The sequence below is a fragment of the Pseudomonas fulva genome (genome assembly GCF_023517795.1).
Classification (GTDB): domain Bacteria; phylum Pseudomonadota; class Gammaproteobacteria; order Pseudomonadales; family Pseudomonadaceae; genus Aquipseudomonas; species Aquipseudomonas fulva_D.
In genome coordinates this window covers 650,639-671,619 of the sequence record NZ_CP082928.1, presented here as the reverse complement: position 1 = coordinate 671,619, position 20,981 = coordinate 650,639, and the positions used below count along the sequence as shown (strand labels likewise).

The 20,981-nt window shown below is 66.5% G+C and carries 20 protein-coding genes; 9 read left to right on the top strand and 11 right to left on the bottom strand.

Annotation, left to right across the window (positions count from 1 at the left end; all coding sequences use genetic code 11):
- Window positions 1-76 precede the first annotated feature (76 nt).
- Genes K8U54_RS03010 through K8U54_RS02995 form a run of 4 tightly spaced genes read right to left on the bottom strand, consistent with a single transcriptional unit; the run spans window position 77 to window position 2,024 of the window.
- On the bottom strand, window positions 77-745 hold the full coding sequence (locus K8U54_RS03010; protein WP_249908810.1) for a DUF3618 domain-containing protein: 669 nt from the start codon (window positions 743-745) through the stop codon (window positions 77-79).
- Window positions 742-1,146 (bottom strand): phage holin family protein, encoded by a 405-nt coding sequence (locus K8U54_RS03005; RefSeq protein WP_249908809.1) that lies wholly within the window; start codon window positions 1,144-1,146, stop codon window positions 742-744. Before K8U54_RS03005 ends, K8U54_RS03010 begins: the two co-directional genes overlap by 4 nt.
- On the bottom strand, window positions 1,143-1,556 hold the full coding sequence (locus K8U54_RS03000; protein ID WP_249908808.1) for a helix-turn-helix domain-containing protein: 414 nt from the start codon (window positions 1,554-1,556) through the stop codon (window positions 1,143-1,145). Before K8U54_RS03000 ends, K8U54_RS03005 begins: the two co-directional genes overlap by 4 nt.
- Window positions 1,557-1,601: 45 nt before the next feature.
- The gene (locus tag K8U54_RS02995; protein ID WP_249908807.1) at window positions 1,602-2,024 is read right to left on the bottom strand and encodes a YgaP-like transmembrane domain; all 423 of its coding nucleotides are present in this window, start codon (window positions 2,022-2,024) and stop codon (window positions 1,602-1,604) included.
- 443 nt (window positions 2,025-2,467) lie between these two features.
- Between K8U54_RS02995 and K8U54_RS02990 the strand changes: the two genes are divergently transcribed.
- Window positions 2,468-4,261 (top strand): thiamine pyrophosphate-requiring protein, encoded by a 1,794-nt coding sequence (locus tag K8U54_RS02990; RefSeq protein ID WP_249908806.1) that lies wholly within the window; start codon window positions 2,468-2,470, stop codon window positions 4,259-4,261.
- Here K8U54_RS02990 and K8U54_RS02985 read toward each other — a convergent pair.
- Window positions 4,258-4,755: a CinA family protein gene (locus K8U54_RS02985; protein ID WP_249908805.1), complete on the bottom strand. Its 498-nt coding sequence runs from the start codon at window positions 4,753-4,755 to the stop codon at window positions 4,258-4,260. The genes K8U54_RS02990 and K8U54_RS02985 overlap by 4 nt on opposite strands.
- A 148-nt stretch (window positions 4,756-4,903) precedes the next feature.
- On the opposite strand from K8U54_RS02985, the gene K8U54_RS02980 reads away from it, so the two are divergent.
- Both K8U54_RS02980 and K8U54_RS02975 read left to right on the top strand, forming a co-directional pair.
- Window positions 4,904-5,704: a glucose 1-dehydrogenase gene (locus tag K8U54_RS02980; RefSeq protein WP_249908804.1), complete on the top strand. Its 801-nt coding sequence runs from the start codon at window positions 4,904-4,906 to the stop codon at window positions 5,702-5,704.
- A complete protein-coding gene (locus K8U54_RS02975; RefSeq protein WP_249908803.1) occupies window positions 5,697-7,508 on the top strand; it encodes a glycoside hydrolase family 15 protein in 1,812 nt (603 codons plus the stop codon). Before K8U54_RS02980 ends, K8U54_RS02975 begins: the two co-directional genes overlap by 8 nt.
- Window positions 7,509-7,530: 22 nt before the next feature.
- Here the strand turns inward: K8U54_RS02975 and K8U54_RS02970 are convergent, their stop codons facing one another.
- The 5 genes from K8U54_RS02970 to K8U54_RS02950 form a co-directional block, all read right to left on the bottom strand.
- Window positions 7,531-8,385, bottom strand: coding sequence for a DMT family transporter (locus K8U54_RS02970; RefSeq protein WP_249908802.1), 855 nt, complete (start codon window positions 8,383-8,385; stop codon window positions 7,531-7,533).
- A gap of 130 nt (window positions 8,386-8,515) precedes the next feature.
- Complete coding sequence (locus tag K8U54_RS02965) at window positions 8,516-9,985, bottom strand: sodium:solute symporter family protein (protein WP_249908801.1); 1,470 nt, start codon at window positions 9,983-9,985, stop codon at window positions 8,516-8,518.
- Window positions 9,986-10,099: 114 nt separating this feature from the next.
- Window positions 10,100-10,492 carry a RidA family protein gene (locus K8U54_RS02960; RefSeq protein WP_249908800.1) on the bottom strand — a complete coding sequence of 131 codons (393 nt, stop codon included), beginning with the start codon at window positions 10,490-10,492 and terminating at the stop codon, window positions 10,100-10,102.
- A gap of 16 nt (window positions 10,493-10,508) precedes the next feature.
- On the bottom strand, window positions 10,509-11,972 hold the full coding sequence (locus K8U54_RS02955) for an N-acyl-D-amino-acid deacylase family protein (protein WP_249908799.1): 1,464 nt from the start codon (window positions 11,970-11,972) through the stop codon (window positions 10,509-10,511).
- 3 nt (window positions 11,973-11,975) lie between these two features.
- Entirely contained in the window at window positions 11,976-12,839 is an 864-nt protein-coding gene (locus K8U54_RS02950) for a MurR/RpiR family transcriptional regulator (RefSeq protein WP_249908798.1), read from the bottom strand.
- A gap of 174 nt (window positions 12,840-13,013) precedes the next feature.
- On the opposite strand from K8U54_RS02950, the gene K8U54_RS02945 reads away from it, so the two are divergent.
- From K8U54_RS02945 to K8U54_RS02935, 3 genes are all read left to right on the top strand, one after another.
- Entirely contained in the window at window positions 13,014-14,234 is a 1,221-nt protein-coding gene (locus K8U54_RS02945) for an amino acid deaminase (protein ID WP_249908797.1), read from the top strand.
- Window positions 14,235-14,444: 210 nt separating this feature from the next.
- Window positions 14,445-15,407: a sugar kinase gene (locus K8U54_RS02940; protein ID WP_249908796.1), complete on the top strand. Its 963-nt coding sequence runs from the start codon at window positions 14,445-14,447 to the stop codon at window positions 15,405-15,407.
- A 118-nt stretch (window positions 15,408-15,525) separates the two neighbouring features.
- Window positions 15,526-16,578: an NAD(P)H-dependent flavin oxidoreductase gene (locus K8U54_RS02935; protein ID WP_249908795.1), complete on the top strand. Its 1,053-nt coding sequence runs from the start codon at window positions 15,526-15,528 to the stop codon at window positions 16,576-16,578.
- 78 nt (window positions 16,579-16,656) lie between these two features.
- Here K8U54_RS02935 and K8U54_RS02930 read toward each other — a convergent pair whose 3' ends face one another.
- A complete protein-coding gene (locus tag K8U54_RS02930) occupies window positions 16,657-16,926 on the bottom strand; it encodes a hypothetical protein (protein WP_249908794.1) in 270 nt (89 codons plus the stop codon).
- Window positions 16,927-17,374: 448 nt separating this feature from the next.
- Here K8U54_RS02930 and K8U54_RS02925 point away from each other — a divergent pair, with 448 nt between their 5' ends.
- The 3 genes from K8U54_RS02925 (at window position 17,375) to astA (ending at window position 20,807) form a co-directional block, all read left to right on the top strand.
- Window positions 17,375-18,595 (top strand): aspartate aminotransferase family protein, encoded by a 1,221-nt coding sequence (locus tag K8U54_RS02925; RefSeq protein ID WP_249908793.1) that lies wholly within the window; start codon window positions 17,375-17,377, stop codon window positions 18,593-18,595.
- Between the two features lie 126 nt (window positions 18,596-18,721).
- Complete coding sequence (gene aruF / locus K8U54_RS02920) at window positions 18,722-19,738, top strand: arginine/ornithine succinyltransferase subunit alpha (RefSeq protein ID WP_070886690.1); 1,017 nt, start codon at window positions 18,722-18,724, stop codon at window positions 19,736-19,738.
- A 52-nt stretch (window positions 19,739-19,790) separates the two neighbouring features.
- Window positions 19,791-20,807, top strand: a complete 1,017-nt coding sequence (astA, locus tag K8U54_RS02915; RefSeq protein WP_249908792.1) for an arginine N-succinyltransferase — start codon at window positions 19,791-19,793, stop codon at window positions 20,805-20,807.
- Window positions 20,808-20,981 lie beyond the last annotated feature (174 nt).

The following is a 20,981-nucleotide window of genomic DNA, read 5'->3' as shown; positions in this document are numbered from 1 at the left end:
CAGGGCCCACTGAACACCCGGAAGCAACGTAAAAAAGCGCCCTAGGGCGCTTTTTTCGTTTCTGGATTTCCTGAAGTCAGATGGCGCCAGGGCGGAAGGGGGGCTCGTCATCCAGCTCCTCGGCCAGTTCCTCGAAACCGGCTTCGATATCCGGTACCACGTAGGTTTCCCGCGCGATGTCCGCCTCAGGCGAACGCTGGCGGCCGGTGCCCAGCAGGCCGGCTAGCGCGCCCACTGCCAAGCCGGCTGCGGCGAAGGCCCAGGGGTGGCGGTGCACGGCCCGGCCTACGGCATCCGCGCTCTGCTTGACTTGCGCCGTCGCGGCGCTGGCGCCGTCGGCCAGGTCATGCAGCTTGCGCCGGGCGGCCTGGGTACCTTGTTCCAGCGACTGCCTGGCGTTGTGCACGGCCTCGGCCAGGGATTCGTGATCGTCCGGCAGGTCAGGCTCCGGCGCCTTCGGGGCGTGCCGGCGGGTCTGCTCCACGGCCAGCCACGCCAGGCCGATGGCGGTCATGGCCACGGGAACCGGGTTGGCCTTGAGGGTCTGCCCCAGGCGCTCGGCCATCTCCAGGCCGCCACTCTCACGGCCGTAGGCCAGCGCCTGGTCGATCAGTCGTTGTGGTTTCAGGCGTGCTTCCACGGCATCGATAAGGGCGTCGATACGATCACGTTGCTGATCGATTTCCTGCTCGAGAACTTCCGGTGGCTTGCGCGATTCGGCGGCAATGCTGCTATTGGCACTCATGACATCTGCCTCTGCACCGCTTCCTTGTCTTTCTGCAAGGAATCCAGGGTGCGCTCGGGGGTGAGTTGGGAAGGGGCGAATTTCTGCTGGCCGATCTTGAGCATGATCAGGCCGATGATGATGACCACCACGCCGACGATCAGCGCGGCCGCCCACGGCGGCATCACCTCGCTGAGGCCATAGACGGCGGCGAGCAGCAGCATCAGTACGCCGCACAGCAGCACGATGGCGCCACCGGCGACCGCCGCGATACCGGTCTTGGTGGCTTGCAGCGAGGCGTTGAGCTCGACCTTGGCCAGCGCCAGTTCCTTGGTGAACAGCGTCTGTACTTCCCGGGTCAGCTGGCGCAGCAGGCCGAGCAGGGATGGCTCCAGTGGCGGGTGCCGGGGATCATCGTTCATCGCAGCGCTCCTCCTTGTGGGTAGCCGTCCTTGCGGCTGCGGCGTTTGCACAGCACGCCGCTGACCAGGAGGCCTGCCGCCAGGCCGCCGGCTGCCAGCCATAGTGGGTGTTGGCGGGCAAAGCGGTCGACGCTGTGCGCCGCATGGCCGCTGTAGTTGTTCAGGGTGTCGCGCAGGGCGGCGAGCTGGCGTGCGGCCTCGCGCAGGCGATCCGGCGATGGCGCGGCATCGGGGTTTTCCAGGTCGGCGATGGTGGAGCGGGCGATGTTCGCCAGGGCTTCCAGTTCATCGGTATGCGACTGCTCGGCCTGGATGCGGGCGCGCAGCTGCTCCTGGGCATCGTGCTGCCAGTGCCCGGAAATGATCCTGGCAGGGCGCTTGTGCGGGCGGTCTTTGCTGTCGTTGTCCATATGACTACACCTGTGATGCATGAAAAGGGCGATACGTAAGGCTGGCTAGCGGCTCTGTTCGCGGCTGGCGAATTCGTCGGCGATCGGCGAGCCCGGATCCATTGGCGCAGGCGGGACCGGCGCCGGGGCAACGGCAACGGGCACCACCGGGGCTGCCTGGGTGCGCTCGGCCACTTCCTCGGCCATCAGCACCAGCTCCTGCAAGCGCTGCACGCGGGCACGCAGGTAGCGGATCTCGGCCAGCGGGTCGTCCACCGCGCTCTTCACGCTGCAATGTCCGCTCAGCCCGCGCAACAGCAGCAAGCCGCCGACGCTCAACTGCCGCTTGCCCTGTTGGCCATGCTTGCTGGCGCCCAGCACGGCCAGCAGCAGCCCGCCACCGATGGACAACAGGCGCTCCCAGCCTCTTACGTTCTGGGGTGCCGGGCCCTGTCGTTCGGGTTGCGATTGCGGTTCGAAGGCGACCATATGTTCACTCCTGCCTGATGGATGACGGCCGGTCATGCGCGCGTGCTCAAACGGGGTCTGGCTGCGGCTTGTCCGGTAACGCATCGTTGTCGGGTTGCTGAGGCTGGCCGAGGGGTGGAGGCTCGCCCGGCAAGTCGGGTGCCTGGGTCGGGTCGGGTATTCGCTGGGTCATGCCACGTTCCTCGGTGCGCTGCTCTACGTGGTTTGAGGGTGGCCGGCGCTGCATGTTCGATCTTTTTGCCGGCCCGTCCTGGGGCGCCCGGCCCGCATTGGCACAGGCGCAGCGGCTGGAGCCGAAACCTTAAACCTCTGCCGATCGATGCCGGTCAAGATTCCTGTGCCCGGTAGCCAGGCTGCCCGGCCGCACCGTCGCGCACCCAGACGTCGCGTGGCAACTCCATCCATGTCGGCCCACGCGGGCCTGAACTTCGAGCGAGTTATCCATGAGCATGACCGTCGCAGATTTCATCGTCGAACGCCTCCATCAATGGGGCGTACGACGCATCTATGGCTATCCGGGGGATGGCATCAACGGCGTATTCGGCGCCCTGGCCAAGACCGAGGGCAAGATCCGTTTCATCCAGGCGCGCCATGAGGAAATGGCCGCCTTCATGGCAGCGGCCGATGCCAAGTTCTCCGGGGACCTGGGCGTGTGCATCGCCACCTCGGGCCCGGGCGCGGCCCATCTGCTCACCGGCTTGTACGATGCGCGCATGGACCATATGCCGGTGCTGGCCATCGTTGGCCAGCAGGCACGCAACGCCCTGGGCGGGCATTACCAGCAGGAGGTGGACCTGCTGTCGATGTTCAAGGACGTGGCCGGGGCCTTCGTGCAGCAGGCCAGCGCGCCGTCCCAGGTCCGCCACCTGGTCGACCGCAGTATCCGCACCGCCCTGGGCGATCGCCGGGTGACGGCGATCATCCTGCCCAACGACCTGCAGACCCTGCCCTACGAGGAACCGCCCCGCGAGCACGGCACCCTGCATTCCGGTGTCGGTTACAGCCGGCCGCACGTGGTGCCCTATGACGCCGATTTGCAGCGCGCCGCGGAGGTGCTCAATGCCGGCAAGAAGGTGGCGATCCTGATCGGCGCAGGCGCATTGGGCGCCGCCAGGGAGGTTACCGACGTGGCCGATGTGCTGGGTGCAGGCGTGGCCAAGGCGCTGCTCGGCAAGGCGGCGCTGCCTGACGACCTGCCCTGGGTGACCGGCTCCATCGGCCTGCTGGGCACCAAGCCCAGTTACCAGATGATGAACGAGTGCGACACCCTGCTGATGATCGGCTCGGGCTTTCCTTATGCCGAATTCCTCCCCAAGGAAGGCCAGGCACGCGCCGTGCAGATCGACATCCAGGCGGACATGCTCGGCTTGCGCTACCCCATGGAGGTCAACCTGCAGGGCGATGCCGCCGATACCTTGCGGGCGTTGCTGCCGCTGCTCGAACGCAAGACGCTGCGCACCTGGCGCAAGCGCATCGAGCGCTGGACGGCGCAGTGGCAGACCACCCTGAAGCGCCGCGCCCTGGCCTCTGCCTCGCCGATCAACCCGCAGCGGGTCGCCTACGAGCTGTCGCCGCGGCTGCCCGACCGCGCCGTGGTGACCAGCGATTCCGGCTCCTGCGCCAACTGGTTCGCCCGTGACGTGAAGATGCGCGAGGACATGCTCTGCTCGCTGTCCGGCGGCTTGGCGTCGATGGGCGCTGCGGTGCCCTATGCGATTGCCGCCAAGTTCGCCCACCCGGATCGCCCGGTGGTGGCGCTGGTCGGTGATGGCGCGATGCAGATGAACAACATGGCCGAGCTGATCACCGTGGCCAAGTATTGGCACGAGTGGCAGGACAAGCGCTGGATCTGCGCGGTGTTCAACAACGAAGACCTCAACCAGGTGACCTGGGAGCAGCGGGTGATGGAGGGCGACCCGAAGTTTTCGGCGTCCCAGGATATTCCCAGCGTGGCCTACCACCAGTTCGCCGAGTCCATCGGCCTGAAGGGCATCTACGTCGACCGTGAAGAGGATGTGGCGGGCGCCTGGGAGCAGGCGCTGGCGGCTGATCGCCCGGTGGTGATCGAGTTCAAGACCGACCCGGACGTGCCGCCATTGCCGCCGCACATCACCCTGGCCCAGGCCAAGGCCTTCGCGTCGACCTTGTGGCAGGGCGATCCGAACCAGGGCGGCATCCTGCGCCAGGCCACCAAGCAGGTGCTGGGTTCGATCCTGCCGGGCAAGCGTCGCGGTTAGCCTTCGGCAAGGAACTGCGCATGCCGCTCCGGCAGGCGCAGCAGTGCGAAGCGGGCGGCCTCGTCGAGAATTCGCGAACGGTCGCCGGCAAACTGTTCGGTGCTGGAAAACAGCCGGGTGCTGCCGTCGGCCAGGCGAAAGGCCCAGGCGAAACACAGCGTGCCTGGGGCGATCTCGCCTTGGGGCTCGGGGCCGGCCACGCCCGTGGTGGCCACCGCAACGTTGGCCGGGCTGCCGTTCAAGGCGCCGCTGGCCATCGCCCGCGCCACCTCTTCGCTGGTCAGGTTGAAGCGGTCGAGGATTTCCTGGCTGACCCCCAGCAGGCGTTTCTTGGCCGCTGGCGAATAGACCACGTGGCCGCTGTCCAGGCATTCGCCGCTGCCGGGGTGCTTGGCGAGCAAGGCCACGACCAGGCCGGCGGTGCAGGATTCGGCGGTGGTCAGGTACAGCTTGTGGCGCTTGAGATAGTCGAGCAGCGCTTCGATTTCTTGCATGGCGGTTCTCCTCGCATGACCGATTCCTCTTTGATGGGCATCCGGCGGGGTAGGTGCTGGCGTCCTGATCGACGGCAACGGGCTTTTCCCTGAACTCTGCCGCTTGGCTTCCAGTCAGGTGTAGCAAGTCGAGGAAAGGGGAACGGCCATGCTCATCTCTCTGCAATCCCAGGTCGCGCTGGTCACCGGCGCCAGTTCCGGTATCGGCGCGGCCTCGGCCAAGGCCTTGGCCGAGGCGGGCGCCGCGGTGGTGCTCAACTACCGTTCCGGGCGCGAGGCCGCCGAGCGGCTTGCCGCCGAAATCCGCGATGGCGGCGGCCGGGCCATCGCCGTGAAGGCGGATGTGTCCAGCGAGGCGGAGGTCGAGGCGCTGTTCGCCGACACCCTGTCCACCTTCGGGCGGCTCGACATCCTGCTGGCCAACTCCGGCATGCAGCGCGATGCGCCAACCGTGGACATGAGCCTGGACGAGTGGAACCAGGTGCTGCAGGTCAACCTCACCGGCCAGTTCCTCTGCGTGCGTGCGGCGCTGCGGCAGTTCGCCAGACAGGGCATTCGTGAGGAGGTCTCCCGCGCTGCCGGCAAGATCATCCAGATGAGCTCCGTGCACCAGCTGATTCCCTGGGCCGGGCGCGCCAACTATGCCGCCTCCAAGGGTGGGCTCGACCTGTTGATGCGCAGCGTGGCCCAGGAGGTCGGCGAGCAGCGTATCCGCGTCAATGCCATTGCGCCGGGAGCGATCCGCACGGCGATCAACCGCGAAGCTACCGAAGGCGAGGCGGCCGACAAGCTCCTCGAGCTGATCCCCTATGGCCGCATCGGCGACGCCCGGGACATCGCCAATGCGGTGGTGTGGCTGGCATCCGACCTGGCCGACTACGTCCACGGCACCACGTTGTTCATCGACGGCGGCATGAGCCTTTACCCGGAGTTTCGTGACAATGGCTGATATCCAGGATCGTCAGATGCCCATCGAGGCCCACGGCATCATCGGTGACATGCGCAGTGCCGCGCTGGTGGCCGACAGTGGTTGCGTGGACTTCTTCTGCTGGCCTGACTTCGACAGCCCGTCGATCTTCAGCGCCCTGCTCGATACGCCCGACGCCGGGGTGTTCCAACTGGCCCCGGACCTGCCCGACGCCCGTCGCCAGCAACTCTACCTGCCCGATACCAACGTGCTGCAGACGCGCTGGCTGGACGAACAGGCGGTGGTGGAGTGCACCGACCTGATGCCGATCAACACCGATGTCGACGCCGCGCCGCGGCTGATCCGCAACATTCGCGTGGTCTCCGGCAGTGCCACGATCCGCCTGCGCTGCCGGGTGCGCCACGATTACAGCCGCGCCGCCACGGTGGCCGAGAGCGATGGCGACGATGTGCTGTTCCACGCGCCAGGCCAGCCCAGCCTGCGGCTATCGGCAAGCCAGCCGTTGCGTATCGATGAGCAATGCGCCATCGCCGAATTCGAATTGCGTGAAGGCGAGCATGCGGAGTTCGTGCTCGGTGCGCCGGATGATCCACTGGTGGCTGCCGGCGCCTGCGCGCATTGCCTGCAGGAAACCCTGAAGTACTGGCGGCGCTGGATGAAGCAATCCAATTACCGTGGGCGCTGGCGCGAGATGGTGCATCGCTCGGCCCTGGCGCTCAAGCTGCTGACCTCGCGCAAGCACGGCGGCATCATCGCCGCCGCCACCTACGGCCTGCCCGAAGCGCCGGGCGGCGAACGCAACTGGGATTACCGCTACACCTGGATCCGCGATGCGTCGTTTACCGTCTACGCGTTCATGCGCCTGGGTTTTTCCGAGGAGGCCAACGCCTTCATGCGCTGGGTGCGCGATCGCGTCGACGATTGCTCGGAAACCCCCGCGCACCTGCGCATTCTCTACAGCCTGCGCGGGCAGCACCACCTGCCGGAAAGCTCCCTCGATCACCTGGCCGGCCATGGCGGCGCGAAGCCGGTGCGTATCGGTAACGAAGCCCATGAGCAGACCCAGCTGGATATCTTCGGCGAACTGCTGGATGCCGTGTACCTGGCCAACAAGTATGGCGAGGCGATTTCCCACGACGGCTGGAAGCATGTGGTGGGCATCGTCGATCAGGTCTGTGACAGCTGGCGGCAGAAGGACGTGGGCATCTGGGAAATCCGTGGCGAAGAGCAGCATTTCCTGCATTCGCGGCTGATGTGCTGGGTGGCCCTGGATCGCGCCATCCGCCTGGCCCAGAAGCGCTCGCTGCCGGCGCCCTTCGCGCGCTGGAACGACGAACGCCAGGCGATTCACGACGATATCTGGAACAACTTCTGGGACGAGGATTGCGGTCATTTCGTGCAGCGCATCGGCTGCCAGGACGTCGACGGTTCGATGTTGCTGATGCCGCTGATGCGCTTCGTCGCCGCCACCGATCCGCGCTGGCTGGCCACTCTGGAGGCCATCGAGCAGCAACTGGTGCGCGACGGCATGGTGTATCGCTACCGCACCGACGACGGGCTGGAGGGCGAGGAGGGCTCCTTTATCGCCTGCTCGTTTTGGTACGTGGAGTGCCTGGCGCGCGCCGGGCGGATCGAGAAGGCCCATCTGGAGTTCGAGCAGCTGCTGCGCTATGCCAATCCCCTGGGTTTGTACGCCGAAGAGCTGGATCGACGCGGCCATCACCTGGGCAATACGCCCCAGGCGCTGAGCCACCTGGCGCTGATCAGCGCGGCGAGTTTTCTCGATCACCGGCTCAGTGGCGAGCGCACCACCTGGCAGCCTTGATAGGGCTGCCATCCATGAGTCTCTAGCGCTTGCTGTGCAGCCCGGACCAGGCCACCGCGCCGAGAATCAGCGCACCGCCGAGCAGCATGCCGGCGGTCGGCACGGCGCCGAAGAGCAGCCAGGCACCGGCGATGGCGTAGATCGGCTCCATGGTGATTACCACCGCCGCCGTGTGAGCACGCACATGGCGCAGCGAGGCGATGAACAGACTGTAGGCCAGGGCGGTACACAACACGCCCAGCGCCGCCAGCTGCCACCAGTCCCCGGTACTGACCGTCGGGATCTCCGGCAGGCACCAGAGCAGCAAGGCCAGGCTGATGGCCAGGCATTGCCACCAACAGGACGCCAGGCCATCGACCTTGCCGGAGACATGCTTGTTGGCCACCGCGATCGCCGCGTACACCGCGCCGGACAGCACGCCGTAGAGCAGCCCGATGGTGGCGCCATCGCGCAGATCGAACGACGGGGTGATCAGGATCAGCCCGATCGACACCAGCAGCAGAATCCAGCGATCGGCACGCCCCAGGCGCTGGCCGAACACCACGCGTTCGATCACCGCGGTAAAGGCCGGGAACGACGCGAAGCCCAGGGTTGCCACGGCCACGCCGCCGGTCTGCACCGCCAAGAAGAACAGCAACCAATGCGCGCCCAGCGTCACCCCCGTGGCCAGCAGGGTGGCGGCGGTGCGCGGATTCACGGCGCGCCATGGGCGTTTGTTCAGGCACAGGCAGAACAGGCTCAGCGCCAGCAGCGCGAAGGCCGAGCGGCCGAGCACGATCATGCTGGCGCTGACCTTCAGCGACTCGCCGAACAGTGCCGAGACGCCGACTAGCAAGGCGGCCGTGTGGAGTTGCAGGTGGGCGGTGCGAGAACTCATCGGGTGGAACGCCTGGGAAATGTCGCGCAGTTCAGGAAGGTTTGCGTCGCACGCTAAAGCGCGCGGGCCTACAGGCTTTAAGGTGCCGGTTACCGCGCGCGTTTAAAAGCGGTTTAGGTCTGCCACGCTCTCAGGAAACGATCTTCACCGGCGGCTCCATCGCCTCGCGCTCTTCGGTCACCCGGGCCAGCGCCTGTTCCGGGGTGATCTGGCAGCGTGGGGTGAGCAGCGATACCAGCACGCCGGCCACCACTGCCGCGATAACCGCGGGAATGCTCGGGTTGCCCCAGTAGGCGCTCCAGCCGGCATGGCTGATGATCGCCAACGAGGTGCTGGAGGCCGCGACCAGGGTGGCAATCGCGCCTTGCCAGTTATAGCGGCCCCAGAACTTGCCGAGGATGGCGCAGACGAACATGCCGGCCATGACCGTGGCGATCATCTTGGTGATGTAGCTGATGATGTTGTCCGAGGTGAGGGCGAAGGCCAGGGCCATGCCGATGGTGAACAGCAGGGCGAAGCGCGAATAGCGCACCACGCGCTCGGCCGGCGGGGTGTGGCCGGTGACCAGGATGTAGAGGTCACGCATCATGATCGACACACCCGCCAGGGCATCCGAGCTGGCGCTGGACATGGTCGCGGAGAGGCCGGCGATCATCACCAGCAAGCCCAGCCAGAGCGGCAGCACCTGGGTGGCCAGGAACGGGAACGCGTAATTGCTGTTTTCCAGGTTAGGCGCCAGGGTGTGCGCGGCCATGCCGATGATCGCCGGAATGATGGAAAAACCCAGGTACAGCACACCGGTGACGATGAAGGATTGGCGTACGCTGGCCACCGAGTTTGCCGAGTAGATGCGCTGGCGGAAGGACGGCGTTGCCAGCACGCCGATGGCGACCACGGCGGCGAGGGAGATCGCCGGGATCGGCCCCAGGCTGCTTATGCCCAGAAAACCGGTGGTACTGATGTCCATGTTGTCAGCCAGATGCTCGAAGCCGCCGATCTCGATCAGCGCGAATACCGCCATGGCGATGAAACCGATGAACAGCAGAATGGCCTGGATGGTGTCGGTCCACACCACGGCCAGGTAGCCGCCGATCACGCAGTACAGGCCGAAGCCGATGGCGACCACGAATTTGGCGGTGTTCAGGTCGATGCCGGTGATCCACGCCAGGTACATGCCGCCGCCAAGGATATGCGCGCCCAGCCAGCCGATGCTGGCGATGTAGATCAGCAGCGCCACCACGTTGCGCACCACCCGGCTGCCGCCCACGTAGTAGGCCAGTTCCTCGCTCATGGTCATGAAGCGCAGCTTGCGCACCGAGGCGAACAGCACGGCCAGCAGCAGAATCCCGACGGCCCCGCCAATGCCGTACAGCGCACCGGCCCAGCCGTTGTTGTAGCCGAAACCCACCGCGCCCATGCTCGAGCCGGTGCCGACCATGGTCGCGATGGTGGTGCCGATGGTGAGAAACAGCGGAATGCTGCGCCCGCCGAGAAGAAAGTCGTCGCCGGTGGAGCGATGGTGGCGCGATACCCACCAGCCCAGCGCGATCATGGCCAGGAGGTAGACGAAGAAACTGCCGAGAAAGATGTTGCTGTTCATACCTGACCTCAGATTGGAATGATTGTTGATGAGGTAGCGGTCAGCGAGCCGGGCAGCGTGGCGCCGGCTCGTTGCTGTGGTGATGAAAGGGGACTCCTCCGGGCGGGTGGTGGGTCAGGCGCGCGAGACCTTGAAGCACTTCACGTCCACCTCGACCTTGCAGTCGACCACCAGGTCCTGGACGCTGCAGATGCGCGCCGGCGGATGGTCGCCGAAGATTTCCTTGAACACCTTGTTGAACGAGCTGAAGTAGCGCGCGTCGGTGAGCACGGTGGTCACGTGCACCACGTCTTCGACGCCGTAGCCGGCCTCGGCCATGATGTCGAGGCAGTTCTGGAAGGCCAGTCGCGATTGTTCGATGATGCCGCCCTCGACCACTTCGCCGTCTTTCATCGGTGTCTGGCCGGACACGTAGAGCCAGCCGCCGGCTTCCACCGCGCGTGAGAAGGGCAGCTTCTGCCCACCGGTTCCGGTTCCGCCTTCGGCGCCATAACGTTTGATGCTCATGGAGTTTCTCCTTGGTTCAGGTTGCAGAGTGGGGGGATTTTTCGGGGCGTTTGATCAGGCGGCCGGCGCGCGCTTCGAGTTGCCCGTGGCGGTAGGCCACCGCGCCGTTGACCACCACCAGTTCGATGCCCTGCGCCGCGGCGATGGGGTTGGCGAAGGTGGCGCTGTCGCGCACCGCAGCGAAGTCGAACAGCGTCAGATCGGCATAGGCGCCGACGCGCAGCTCGCCGCGATCGGCCAGGCCGAAGTTGCGCGCGGACAGCCCGGTCATCTTGTGAATGGCCTCGGGCAGGCTGAACAGCCCCTGGTCGCGGCAGAAATGCCCGATCACCCGCGGAAACGCGCCCCATAGCCTGGGATGCGGGTGGGGGTCGTTGGGCAGGCCGTCGGAGCCGACCATGCTCAGCGGATGGCCCAGGATGCGCCGCATGTCGTCTTCGGCCATGTTGTGATACACCGCGCCGGCCGGCTGCAGGCGGCCGGCGGCCTCGAGCAGCGAGACGCCCCAGCTGGCCGCGATGGCTTGCAGGGTCTGGCGCGCCATGTCCGGATGCGGGTCGGACCAGGTGATGAAGATCTCGAACTCATCGGTGACCTGGCCGAGGTCCAGGGTCGAGGAGCCGGCGGTGTAGGGGTAGCAGTCGCAGTGACAGCGATGCTGCCGCGCCGCCGCCTCGAGCTTTGCCAGGGCCAGGGGCGCCGTGCCCCAGTTGCCGACGCCCGCGCACTTGAGGTGGGAGATCACCAGCGGCGCCCTGCCATGGCGAGCGGTCGCCACGGCCTCGTCCATGGCGTCGAGCAGCCCGGCGAACTCGTCGCGCAGATGGGTGGTGTAGATACCGCCGGCCGCGCCGACCTCTTCGACCAGGGCGCGCATCTCAGCCTCGGGGGCGTGGCGGGCATTCATGTAGGCCAGCCCCGAACTCATGCCGATGGCACCCTCCGCCAGGGCCTGGCGCAGGGCGCCGCGCATCTGCTGGATTTCCTCGGCGCTGGCGGGGCGGTCGAAACGCTCCATGAGCGTGGCGCGCAATGCGGTATGCCCGACCAGTGCCGCGACGTTGACGCTTGGCTGCGCGGCGCTCACCGCTTCGGCATAGGCGGCGAACGTCGGGTAGCGGAAATCCTCGAGCCGGCCCAGCAGGTTCATGGGGTCGGGAACGCTGGGGCCGGGCAGGCGCACCGGCGAGGCGCTGATCCCGCAGTTGCCGACGATGACCGTGGTCACGCCCTGGGTGAGCTTGGGCAGCATCTCCGGCATGCGGATGACGTTGCTGTCGTCATGGGTGTGCACGTCGATGAAGCCGGGGCACAGGCAGCGGCCGTGGCCCTCGATACAGCTGTCCGCCGACCAATCGCGCAGGTCGCCGAGCGCGACGATGCGCTCGCCGTGCACCGCCAGGTCACCCCGGTAGGGCGCGGCCCCGGTGCCGTCGATAAGCTGCACGTTGCGAATCAGCAGGTTGGCGTGCTGCGACATGGTTCAGTCTCCCAGTGGCTGGCGGTTGTCGCCGCCACGGTGGCTGTCGAGGGTCAGCTTCAGGCGCCGCAGTTTGTCCCGCGAGCGCTGCCGGTGGCGCAACGCCAGGCTCATGGCGAGCACGTCGATGGCCGCCAGCATGGCGTAGCGCGATGACGAGGGGTGGTAGATGAAGTCGGTCTCCCGGGCGGCAATCGGCAGAACCACCGTGGCCTGCTGCGCCAGGGGCGAGTCCGAGGCGGTCAGCGCCAGTACCTGGGCGTCGTAACTGCGGGCGATACGCGCCGCATCGACGATTTCCGGGGTGAAGCCGGTCACCGACAGCGCCACCACCAGATCGCTGGGGTCGAGGGTGGCGGCGACCATGCGCGGCATCAGCGCCTGGGAGTAGGCACTGACCGCATAACCCAGGCGCACTAGGCGGAACTGCATCTCCTGGGCGAGCACCACCGAGCCGCCACCGGCACCGAAGATGACGATCTGCCGGGCGCCGTCGAGCAGGTCCAGGGCACCCTCGATATCGGCGTTGGCGATCAGCTCGCGGTTGAGGTCCAGGGTCTGCTTGGCGATCTCGTATACCGCGCCGATGCCGTCCTCTTCGCTGGCCTCCTGGATGAAGCGCCGGCCCACCGCGAGCGACTGCGCCAGGCGCAGCTTGAGTTCGCGCACGTCCTGGCAGCCGATGGACTTGGCGAAACGGGTGACGCTGGCATCGCTGACACCGGCACGGGCGGCGATGGTGGAAATGTTGGCGCTGGTCACGAAATCGATATCGTCGATGATCATGGCCGCGACCTTGCGCTCGGCTTCGCGCAGGGTCGGATAACGTTCGGTGATGCGCGACAGGATGTCGATTTCCAGATTCACTTCGGGGCTCCAAGGCTGACCCGGGGCAGGGCTGAAAAAGCCCTGCCTGGCAATTGTTAATTTCTAACTTAAAAAATTTATTTGTGATAGTTATTTTCCGTGATTCAATCCAGGTGACCCTGCGAGGCGCGGCGGCACGGCTTTCCGCGCCCAGAAATCGACAAGGATCCAGACATGAAGCCTGCTGACCAGAACGACGCGCCGCCGAGCGGCGTGGAGAAAGCCGCGATCATCGGTAGCGGGCGCGCCTTGCTGCGCGACGTCAGCCTGCCGGCCGCGGTGGTGTACCAGCGCCCACTGGCGCACAACATCGCCTGGATGCAAGCCTTCGCCGAGCGCCACGCTGCGCGGCTGGCGCCCCATGGCAAAACCACCATGACGCCGGCGCTGTTCCAGCGTCAGCTCGACGCCGGGGCCTGGGGCATCACCCTCGCCACCGCCACCCAGTGCATGGCGGCGTTCGAGCACGGCGTGACGCGCCTGCTGATGGCCAACCAGCTGGTCGGCGCCGCGAACATGGCGTTGGTGGCCGATCTCATCGCCAGGGGCGCTGAGTTCCACTGCGTGGTCGACAGCGTGGCCAACGTCCGCGCGCTGGATGCGTTCTTCGCGGCCCGCGGCCTGCGATTGCAGGTGATGATCGAGCTGGGCGTCGAGGGCGGCCGTTGTGGCGTGCGCAACGATGGCGAGCTGGAGGCGCTGCTGATGGCGCTGGAGCAGTCGAGCGCCCTGGTGCTGTCCGGCATCGAGGGCTACGAGGGCATCATTGGCGGACAAACGCCGATTGCCGATGTGCGGGCCTATGGCGCGCGCCTGGTGGACACCCTGATGCGCTTGAAACGCAGCGCTGCCTTTACCGCCGACAAGCCGGTGGTCACCGCCTCCGGCTCCAAATGGTTCGATCTGATCGCCGAAGCCTTCGACCGCGCCGAGCTGCGCGGCCAGTACATCCCGCTGCTGCGCCCCGGCTGCTACGTGGTGCACGACCACAAGCTGTATGCCGGCGCGATGGAGGAGGTCAAGGCGCGCCATGCGGACCTCGAGGGCGAGCTGCTGCCTGCCCTGGAGGTGTTCGCCCATGTGCAATCGCTGCCTGAGCCGGGCCTGGCCATCGTCGCCCTCGGCAAGCGCGACATCGGCTGCGACCCCGACTTGCCGATGCCCCAGCATCTGTACCGCGAAGGCCAGGCCCCACAGGACGTGCGTGGCTGGGGCGTGCGTATGATCATGGATCAGCACCTGTTCCTGTCGGTGCCGGCCGGCGAGACCCTGGCGGTCGGCGACATTCTTTCCTTCGGCACCTCGCACCCTTGCCTCACCTTCGACAAATGGCGGCAGGTGCTGCTGGTCGACGAGGCGCTGGAGGTGTTGGAGGTGATGCCGACGCGCTTCTGAGAACCTGTTCAAAGTCTGCTGCGCGTCGGCACTGCGGCGTTAAAAACAGGCTCGGACTGCTCATTTACAGCTCGTAAACTCCGCGTCCTCGCCTGTTTTTGTGGGGCCGCCTAGGCCTTGCATTGCTCTAGCTCGCGAGACTTTGAATAGGCTCTGAGATCCCGGTAGATGGCCTATTCAACCCTGATGCACGCAGATACAGGAGCCTCCATGTCGACCCCAACCAACCAGACATCACCGATAGCGGTCGGCCTGATCGGCGAGTGCATGGTCGAGCTGCAACGGCAGGCTGACGGCGGCATGCGCCAAGGCTTCGGCGGCGACACGCTGAACACGGCGATCTACCTGAACCGCCTGTGCCGGCGCGAAGGCGTGGCGATCGACTACCTCACCGCCGTGGGCGACGACCCGTTGAGCCAGGCGATGCGCGCGCGCTGGCGTGAAGACGGCGTGGGTGATGGCCGCGTGCGGGTGCTGGCGGATCGGCTGCCGGGCCTGTACATGATCCAGACCGACGCCCAGGGCGAGCGAAGTTTTCTCTACTGGCGGGGCGAGTCCGCCGCCCGCCATTGTTTCGATGGCCCGGGCGCCGACGAGCTGCTGGCGGCGCTTGGCGATTATCACACGCTGTATCTCAGCGGTATCAGCCTGGCCATTCTCACGGTCGAGGGGCGCGAGCGCCTGCTGGAGGCCCTGCGCCAGGCACGCGGCCGGGGCACGCGCATCGTCTTCGACAACAATTACCGGCCGCGCCTGTGGCCTGGCGCGGCCGATGCGCGCAGGCAGCATGAAGCGCTGCTGGGCATGGTCGACATCGCACTGGTTACCTGGGAGGACGATGTCGCCGTATTCGGTTTCGCCACCCCGCAGCAGCTCTTCAGTCATTACGCAGGCCTCGGCGTAGGCGAGGTGGTGGTCAAGCGCGGTGCGCGCAGTTGCCTGTTGCACACGGCCGATGGCCGCGGCGAAGTCGAACCCGAGCCGGTCGAGCGGGTGGTGGATACCACCGCCGCCGGCGATGCGTTCAGTGCGGCCTACCTGGCCGCCCGCCTGCATGGCGGCGGGCTCGAGGCGGCGGCACGCTGGGGGCACCGTCTGGCCGGCAGGGTGATCCAGCACCCGGGCGCGCTGATGCCCCTGGCGGCGATGCCGAGCATGCCGGCGTTGCGCTGATGTCCTGCTGCCCGCGACGCCAGTGTGGCAGTCTTGGCGCTGCGCCTGGCATGGCCTGTTCGAGGCGAGTTGGGCTATCTTCCCGGTTCCTGTCTTGAACGCTCTAGAGGATCGCCGTATGAGCTGCGCCGTATTGGGTATCGACCTGCCGATCATTCAAGCGCCCATGGCGGGCACCGCCACCCCCGCTCTGGCGGCGGCGGTCAGCAATGCCGGCGGGCTGGGCTCGATTTCCATCGCCGCGGTGCAGGCCGAGGCCGGCCGGCAGATGATCAGGGAAACCCGCGCCGCCACCGGCAAGCCCTTCAATATCAACGTGTTCTGCCACCGCCTGAGCGTTGCCGACGCCGCCGTGGAGCGGGCATGGCTGGCGCACCTGCAACCCTATTTCGCCGAGTTCGGCGCCGTGGCGCCAGCGGCTATCCGGGATATCTACTGCAGCTTCCAGGAGGATGAAGGGCAGCTCGAGGTGCTGCTGGAGGAACGCCCGCCGATCGTCAGCTTTCATCTGGGATTACCGCCCCAGGAACGTATCGATGCCTTGAAGCGGGCCGGCATCACCTTGCTGGCCTCGGCCACCACCCTGGAAGAAGGGCTGCTGGCCCAGGAGGCGGGCATCGACATCATCGTCGCCCAGGGCATCGAGGCCGGTGGCCACCGCGGCGTGTTCGATCCCGCCCACGACCAGGGCATCGGCACCCTGGCCCTGGTGCGGGTGCTGGTCAAGCACCTGTCGCGCCCGGTGATCGCTGCCGGCGGCATCATGGACGGTGCCGGTATCGCGGCGGTCATGAACCTGGGCGCCTGCGCCGCACAGCTGGGTACCGCGTTCATCCTCTGCCCCGAGTCGGCCGCCAACGAGGCCTATCGGCGCATGCTGGGCAGCGAGCGGGCGCAGCTGACCCAGGTCACCCGGGTGATTTCCGGGCGCCCGGCGCGTGGCATCGTCAATCGTTTCATGGCTGAGGTTGGCGCGCCCGGCCACCCCGCAGTGCCGGGTTTCGGCATCGCCTACGATGCCGGCAAACAGCTGATCGCTGCCGCTGCCAAGGCCGGCAACGCCGAATTCGCAGCCCACTGGGCCGGCCAGGGTGCGGCCCTGGCGCGGGCGATGCCGGCGGCTGAGCTGGTGGAGGTGCTGCAGCGCGAATACCTGGTGGCACGCACCTAGCCTCCGGGATGGCGTCGAGTCACGAGGGAATGGAGCAGGGGCCGATGGAAACCTCGGCCCAGGTGAGAGGTCGCGCGCTCAGGCGGAGTGCAGCTGGACTTCCTCGATGGCATCGACACGGATGGGGGCTTCGACGCCGGTCAGTTCACTGATCAGCACCCATTGCTGATCCAGTTCCTGGCTCACCGCGCCGAGGCGGGTGATCATCTTCGAAGCGGCAGAGCGAACGCCGCTGTCATCGCTACGCAGCAGGTCGAAGGACAACGCCGTCATGGCGGCAGTCATGTGGGTGATGCTGCGAGAGGTGAGGGTGAGCAGTTCGGTCAGTTGTTTTTCTTTGGCGTTCATCACGTGCTTCCTTGACTGGACGAGTCGATGCACAGCATTGAAGGGAACCTGCGTCAGGCCATCAGATCCTTGATGGGCCGCCAGTGAGACGCCGTTCACAATGGAACGACGCACTGTGATCAAAATGATATCACCGTCACGCCAGGCGCTGGCAATACGCTGCAGCAGGGCGAATGAAAATATTTTTCATGCGCCAGGGCCGGCAAATCCCTTGCTGAATCCCTTATCTCGATGGGTACTGTGGATAAATGTTAGTCGACCCGTGCGTCGAGACAGCCGCAACGTTTAAACTGCGCCTCGCCAGCCGACGGACGGGTTTCGCCCGGCCCGGCCCGCAACGGCGCTGTAAGAAGTTGTCGCATGCGGGCAATGCCGGCCCATGAGCACCCCCTACAATCTTTCGCATCGCAGGCCTGGCCGGCCTGCGTGTCTCGTCAGGAGAGTCCCGATGTCCGTTCAGCACGACCCGGTGCAACGCGCCGATTTCGACCAGGTGATGGTGCCCAGCTACGCCCCCGCTGCGTTCGTGCCGGTGCGCGGCGCCGGCTCGCGCGTCTGGGACCAGAGCGGTCGCGAGCTGATCGACTTCTCCGGCGGCATCGCCGTCAACGCCCTGGGCCATGCTCACCCGGCGTTGGTCAAGGCCCTGACCGAGCAGGCCGGCAAGCTGTGGCACGTCTCCAACGTGTTCACCAACGAACCGGCACTGCGTCTGGCCAAGAAGCTGGTGGATGCCACCTTCGCCGAGCGGGTGTTCCTCTGCAACTCCGGCGCCGAAGCCAACGAGGCAGCCTTCAAGCTGGCGCGCCGCGTGGCCCACGACCGTTTCGGCGCCGACAAGTACGAGATCATCGCCGCCACCAACAGCTTTCACGGCCGCACCCTGTTCACGGTCAGCGTCGGTGGTCAGCCGAAGTACTCCGATGGTTTCGGGCCGAAGATCCAGGGCATCACCCACGTGCCCTACAACGACCTCGAGGCCCTGAAGGCCGCGATCAGCGACAAGACCTGCGCCGTGGTCATCGAGCCGATCCAGGGCGAGGGCGGCGTGTTGCCGGCGGACCTGGCCTACCTGCAGGGCGCCCGTGAACTGTGCAACCAGCACAACGCGCTGCTGGTGTTCGACGAAGTGCAGAGCGGCGTCGGCCGCTCCGGCCATCTGTATGCCTACCAGCACTACGGCGTGACCCCGGACGTGCTGTCCAGCGCCAAGAGCCTGGGCGGCGGTTTCCCGATCGCCGCGATGCTGACCACCGAGGCGCTGGCCAGCCACCTGGCCGTTGGCACCCACGGCACCACCTATGGCGGCAACCCGCTGGGTTGCGCGGTCGCCGAGGCGCTGCTCGATGTGGTCAACACGCCCGAAGTGCTGGAAGGCGTCAAGGCCAAGCACGCGCGCTTCAAGGCGCGCCTGCTGCAGATCGGCGAGAAATACGGGGTGTTCTCCGGCGTGCGCGGCATGGGCCTGTTGATTGGCGCGGTGCTGGCCGATGCGTGGAAGGGCAAGGCGCGGGAGTTCTTCGATGGGGCGGCCGAGGAGAACCTGATGATCCTGCAGGCCGGCCCGGACGTGGTGCGCTTCGCCCCCAGCCTGGTGATCGAGGATGCCGACATCGACGAGGGCCTGGATCGCTTCGAGCGTGCCGTCGCCAAACTGGCTGGCGCCTGACCCCATTACGGGCGGCTGGGCGCCGCCTGCTCAATTCGCTGCGTCGGCAGATGCCGGCCAGCCCCATGGACGATGATTCTCGCTGCCTGGGCTGCCATGCCCCCGCCTTGCTGAAGGAGTGACCCCATGCTGGTTATGCGCCCTGCGCGAATGACCGACCTTGCCGAAGTGCAGCGCCTGGCCGCGGACAGCCCGGTGGGCGTCACCTCGCTGCCCGACAACGCCGAGCGGCTGCGCGACAAGATCGCCGCCTCGGAGGCGTCGTTCGCCGCCGAGGTCAGCTTCAACGGCGAGGAACGCTACTTCTTCGTGCTCGAAGACAGCGAAACCGGCCGCCTGTCCGGCTGCTCCGGCATCGTCGCCTCGGCAGGCTACTCCGAACCGTTCTACAGCTTTCGCAACGAGACCTTCGTTCACAACTCCCGTGAGTTGAAGATCCACAACAAGATTCACGTGCTGTCGCTGTGTCACGACCTGACCGGCAACAGCCTGCTGACCAGCTTCTATGTCGAGCGCGGGCTGGTCGACAGCGTGTGGGCCGAGCTCAACTCCCGCGCGCGCCTGCTGTTCGCCGCCTGCCACCCGGCGCGCTTCGCCGATGCCATGGTGGTGGAGATCGTCGGCGAGAGCGACGACGCCGGCGAGTCGCCGTTCTGGGATGCGGTCGGTCGGCATTTCTTCGGCATGAGCTACGCCGAGGCCGAGCGCCTGTGCGGGCTGCGCAGCCGTGCCTACCTGGCCGAGCTGATGCCCCATTACCCCATCTACGTGCCGCTGCTGCCGGATACCGCCCAGGAGTCCATGGGCCTGGTGCATCCGCGTGCCCAGGTGTCGTTCGACATCCTGATGCGCGACGGCTTCGAAACCGATCACTACATCGATATCTTCGACGGCGGCCCGACCCTGCACGCACGTACCTCGGGCATTCGCACCATCGCCCAGAGCGCGGTGGTGCCGGTGATGCTCGGCGAAGCGGGCGAGGGCGGCCAGGCGTACCTGGTCAGCAACGAGCAGTTGCAGGGCTTTCGCGCCGTGGTCGCCGAACTCAATTGGGCGCCGGGCCAGCCTGCGCTGCTCGACCCGCAGACCGCGCAGATCCTTGGCGTCGCCGAGGGCGGCCAGGTAAGGCTGGTGGCGGTATGAGCCTGCCCATCGTAAACGCCACCCGTCTGGCTCGCCATTTTCCGGAGGCAGCATGATCGTTCGCTCCGTACGTGCCAGTGACCTGCCGGCACTGATCGACCTGGCGCGCAGCACCGGCACCGGCCTGACCACTCTGCCGGCCAACGAAGCGCGCCTGGCCTACCGGGTCGGCCGCGCCGAAAAGACCTTCAGCGGCGAAGCCGAGCGCGGCGACTGCGACTACATGTTCGTGCTCGAGGATGACGACGGCCGCGTGCTGGGCATCTCCGCCATCGCCGGTGGGGTCGGCTTGCGCGAGTCCTGGTACAACTACCGGGTCGGCCTGACCGTCTGCGCCTCCCAGGAACTGGGCATCCACCGCCAGGTGCCGACGCTGTTTCTGGCCAATGACCTGACCGGTCATTCCGAGCTGTGCTCGCTGTTCCTGCATGCCGATCACCGCACCGGCCTGAACGGGCGCTTGCTGTCCAAGGCGCGTTTCTTGTTCATCGCCGAATTTCGCGAGCAGTTTGGCGACAAGATCATCGCCGAGATGCGCGGCGTCTCCGACGAGCAGGGACGCTCGCCGTTCTGGGAGTGCCTGGGCCGACACTTCTTCCGCATGGAGTTTTCCCAGGCGGACTACCTGACCGGCGTCGGCAACAAGGCCTTCATCGCCGAGCTGATGCCGCGTTTTCCGCTCTACACCTGCTTTCTGTCCGAGGCCGCCCGTGAGGTGATCGGCCGGGTGCACCCGGATACCGAGCCGGCGCTGGCGATGCTCAAATCCGAGGGTTTCAGCTACCAGGGCTATGTCGATATCTTCGACGCCGGCCCGGCCATCGAGGCGGAAACCGCCAAGATCCGCGCGATTCGCGACAGCCAGCTGCTGGTGTTGGCCATCGGCACGCCGGGTGACGACGCGCCGGTGTACCTGGTACACAACCGCAAACAGGCGGATTGCCGCATCACCGCGGCCCGCGCGCGGATGGCCGCCGGGACCCTGGTGGTCGACCCATTGACCGCCAGGCGGCTGCGCCTGAATGTCGGCGACCAGGTGCGGGCGGTGCCCCTGGCGGTAAAGGCCTGAGCAACCCATTGATGTGACCCGGGGTGGCGCGCCGCCCCGGCCGGTAAGAGCCTGTTCAAAGTCTCGCGAGCTAGAGCAATGCAAGGCGAAAACAGGCGAGGACGCGGAGTTTACAAGCTGTAAATGAGCAGTCCGAGCCTGTTTTTAACGCCGCAGTGCCGACGCGCAGCAGAC

Excerpts from the sequence above, each read along its gene's own strand:
- K8U54_RS03010 (WP_249908810.1), bottom strand. The coding sequence starts at position 745 with ATGAGTGCCAATAGCAGCATTGCCGCCGAATCGCGCAAGCCACCGGAA.
- K8U54_RS03005 (WP_249908809.1), bottom strand. The coding sequence starts at position 1,146 with ATGAACGATGATCCCCGGCACCCGCCACTGGAGCCATCCCTGCTCGGC.
- K8U54_RS03000 (WP_249908808.1), bottom strand. The coding sequence starts at position 1,556 with ATGGACAACGACAGCAAAGACCGCCCGCACAAGCGCCCTGCCAGGATC.
- K8U54_RS02995 (WP_249908807.1), bottom strand. The coding sequence starts at position 2,024 with ATGGTCGCCTTCGAACCGCAATCGCAACCCGAACGACAGGGCCCGGCA.
- K8U54_RS02990 (WP_249908806.1), top strand. The coding sequence starts at position 2,468 with ATGAGCATGACCGTCGCAGATTTCATCGTCGAACGCCTCCATCAATGG.
- K8U54_RS02985 (WP_249908805.1), bottom strand. The coding sequence starts at position 4,755 with ATGCAAGAAATCGAAGCGCTGCTCGACTATCTCAAGCGCCACAAGCTG.
- K8U54_RS02980 (WP_249908804.1), top strand. The coding sequence starts at position 4,904 with ATGCTCATCTCTCTGCAATCCCAGGTCGCGCTGGTCACCGGCGCCAGT.
- K8U54_RS02975 (WP_249908803.1), top strand. The coding sequence starts at position 5,697 with ATGGCTGATATCCAGGATCGTCAGATGCCCATCGAGGCCCACGGCATC.
- K8U54_RS02970 (WP_249908802.1), bottom strand. The coding sequence starts at position 8,385 with ATGAGTTCTCGCACCGCCCACCTGCAACTCCACACGGCCGCCTTGCTA.
- K8U54_RS02965 (WP_249908801.1), bottom strand. The coding sequence starts at position 9,985 with ATGAACAGCAACATCTTTCTCGGCAGTTTCTTCGTCTACCTCCTGGCC.
- K8U54_RS02960 (WP_249908800.1), bottom strand. The coding sequence starts at position 10,492 with ATGAGCATCAAACGTTATGGCGCCGAAGGCGGAACCGGAACCGGTGGG.
- K8U54_RS02955 (WP_249908799.1), bottom strand. The coding sequence starts at position 11,972 with ATGTCGCAGCACGCCAACCTGCTGATTCGCAACGTGCAGCTTATCGAC.
- K8U54_RS02945 (WP_249908797.1), top strand. The coding sequence starts at position 13,014 with ATGAAGCCTGCTGACCAGAACGACGCGCCGCCGAGCGGCGTGGAGAAA.
- K8U54_RS02940 (WP_249908796.1), top strand. The coding sequence starts at position 14,445 with ATGTCGACCCCAACCAACCAGACATCACCGATAGCGGTCGGCCTGATC.
- K8U54_RS02935 (WP_249908795.1), top strand. The coding sequence starts at position 15,526 with ATGAGCTGCGCCGTATTGGGTATCGACCTGCCGATCATTCAAGCGCCC.
- K8U54_RS02930 (WP_249908794.1), bottom strand. The coding sequence starts at position 16,926 with ATGAACGCCAAAGAAAAACAACTGACCGAACTGCTCACCCTCACCTCT.
- K8U54_RS02925 (WP_249908793.1), top strand. The coding sequence starts at position 17,375 with ATGTCCGTTCAGCACGACCCGGTGCAACGCGCCGATTTCGACCAGGTG.
- aruF (WP_070886690.1), top strand. The coding sequence starts at position 18,722 with ATGCTGGTTATGCGCCCTGCGCGAATGACCGACCTTGCCGAAGTGCAG.
- astA (WP_249908792.1), top strand. The coding sequence starts at position 19,791 with ATGATCGTTCGCTCCGTACGTGCCAGTGACCTGCCGGCACTGATCGAC.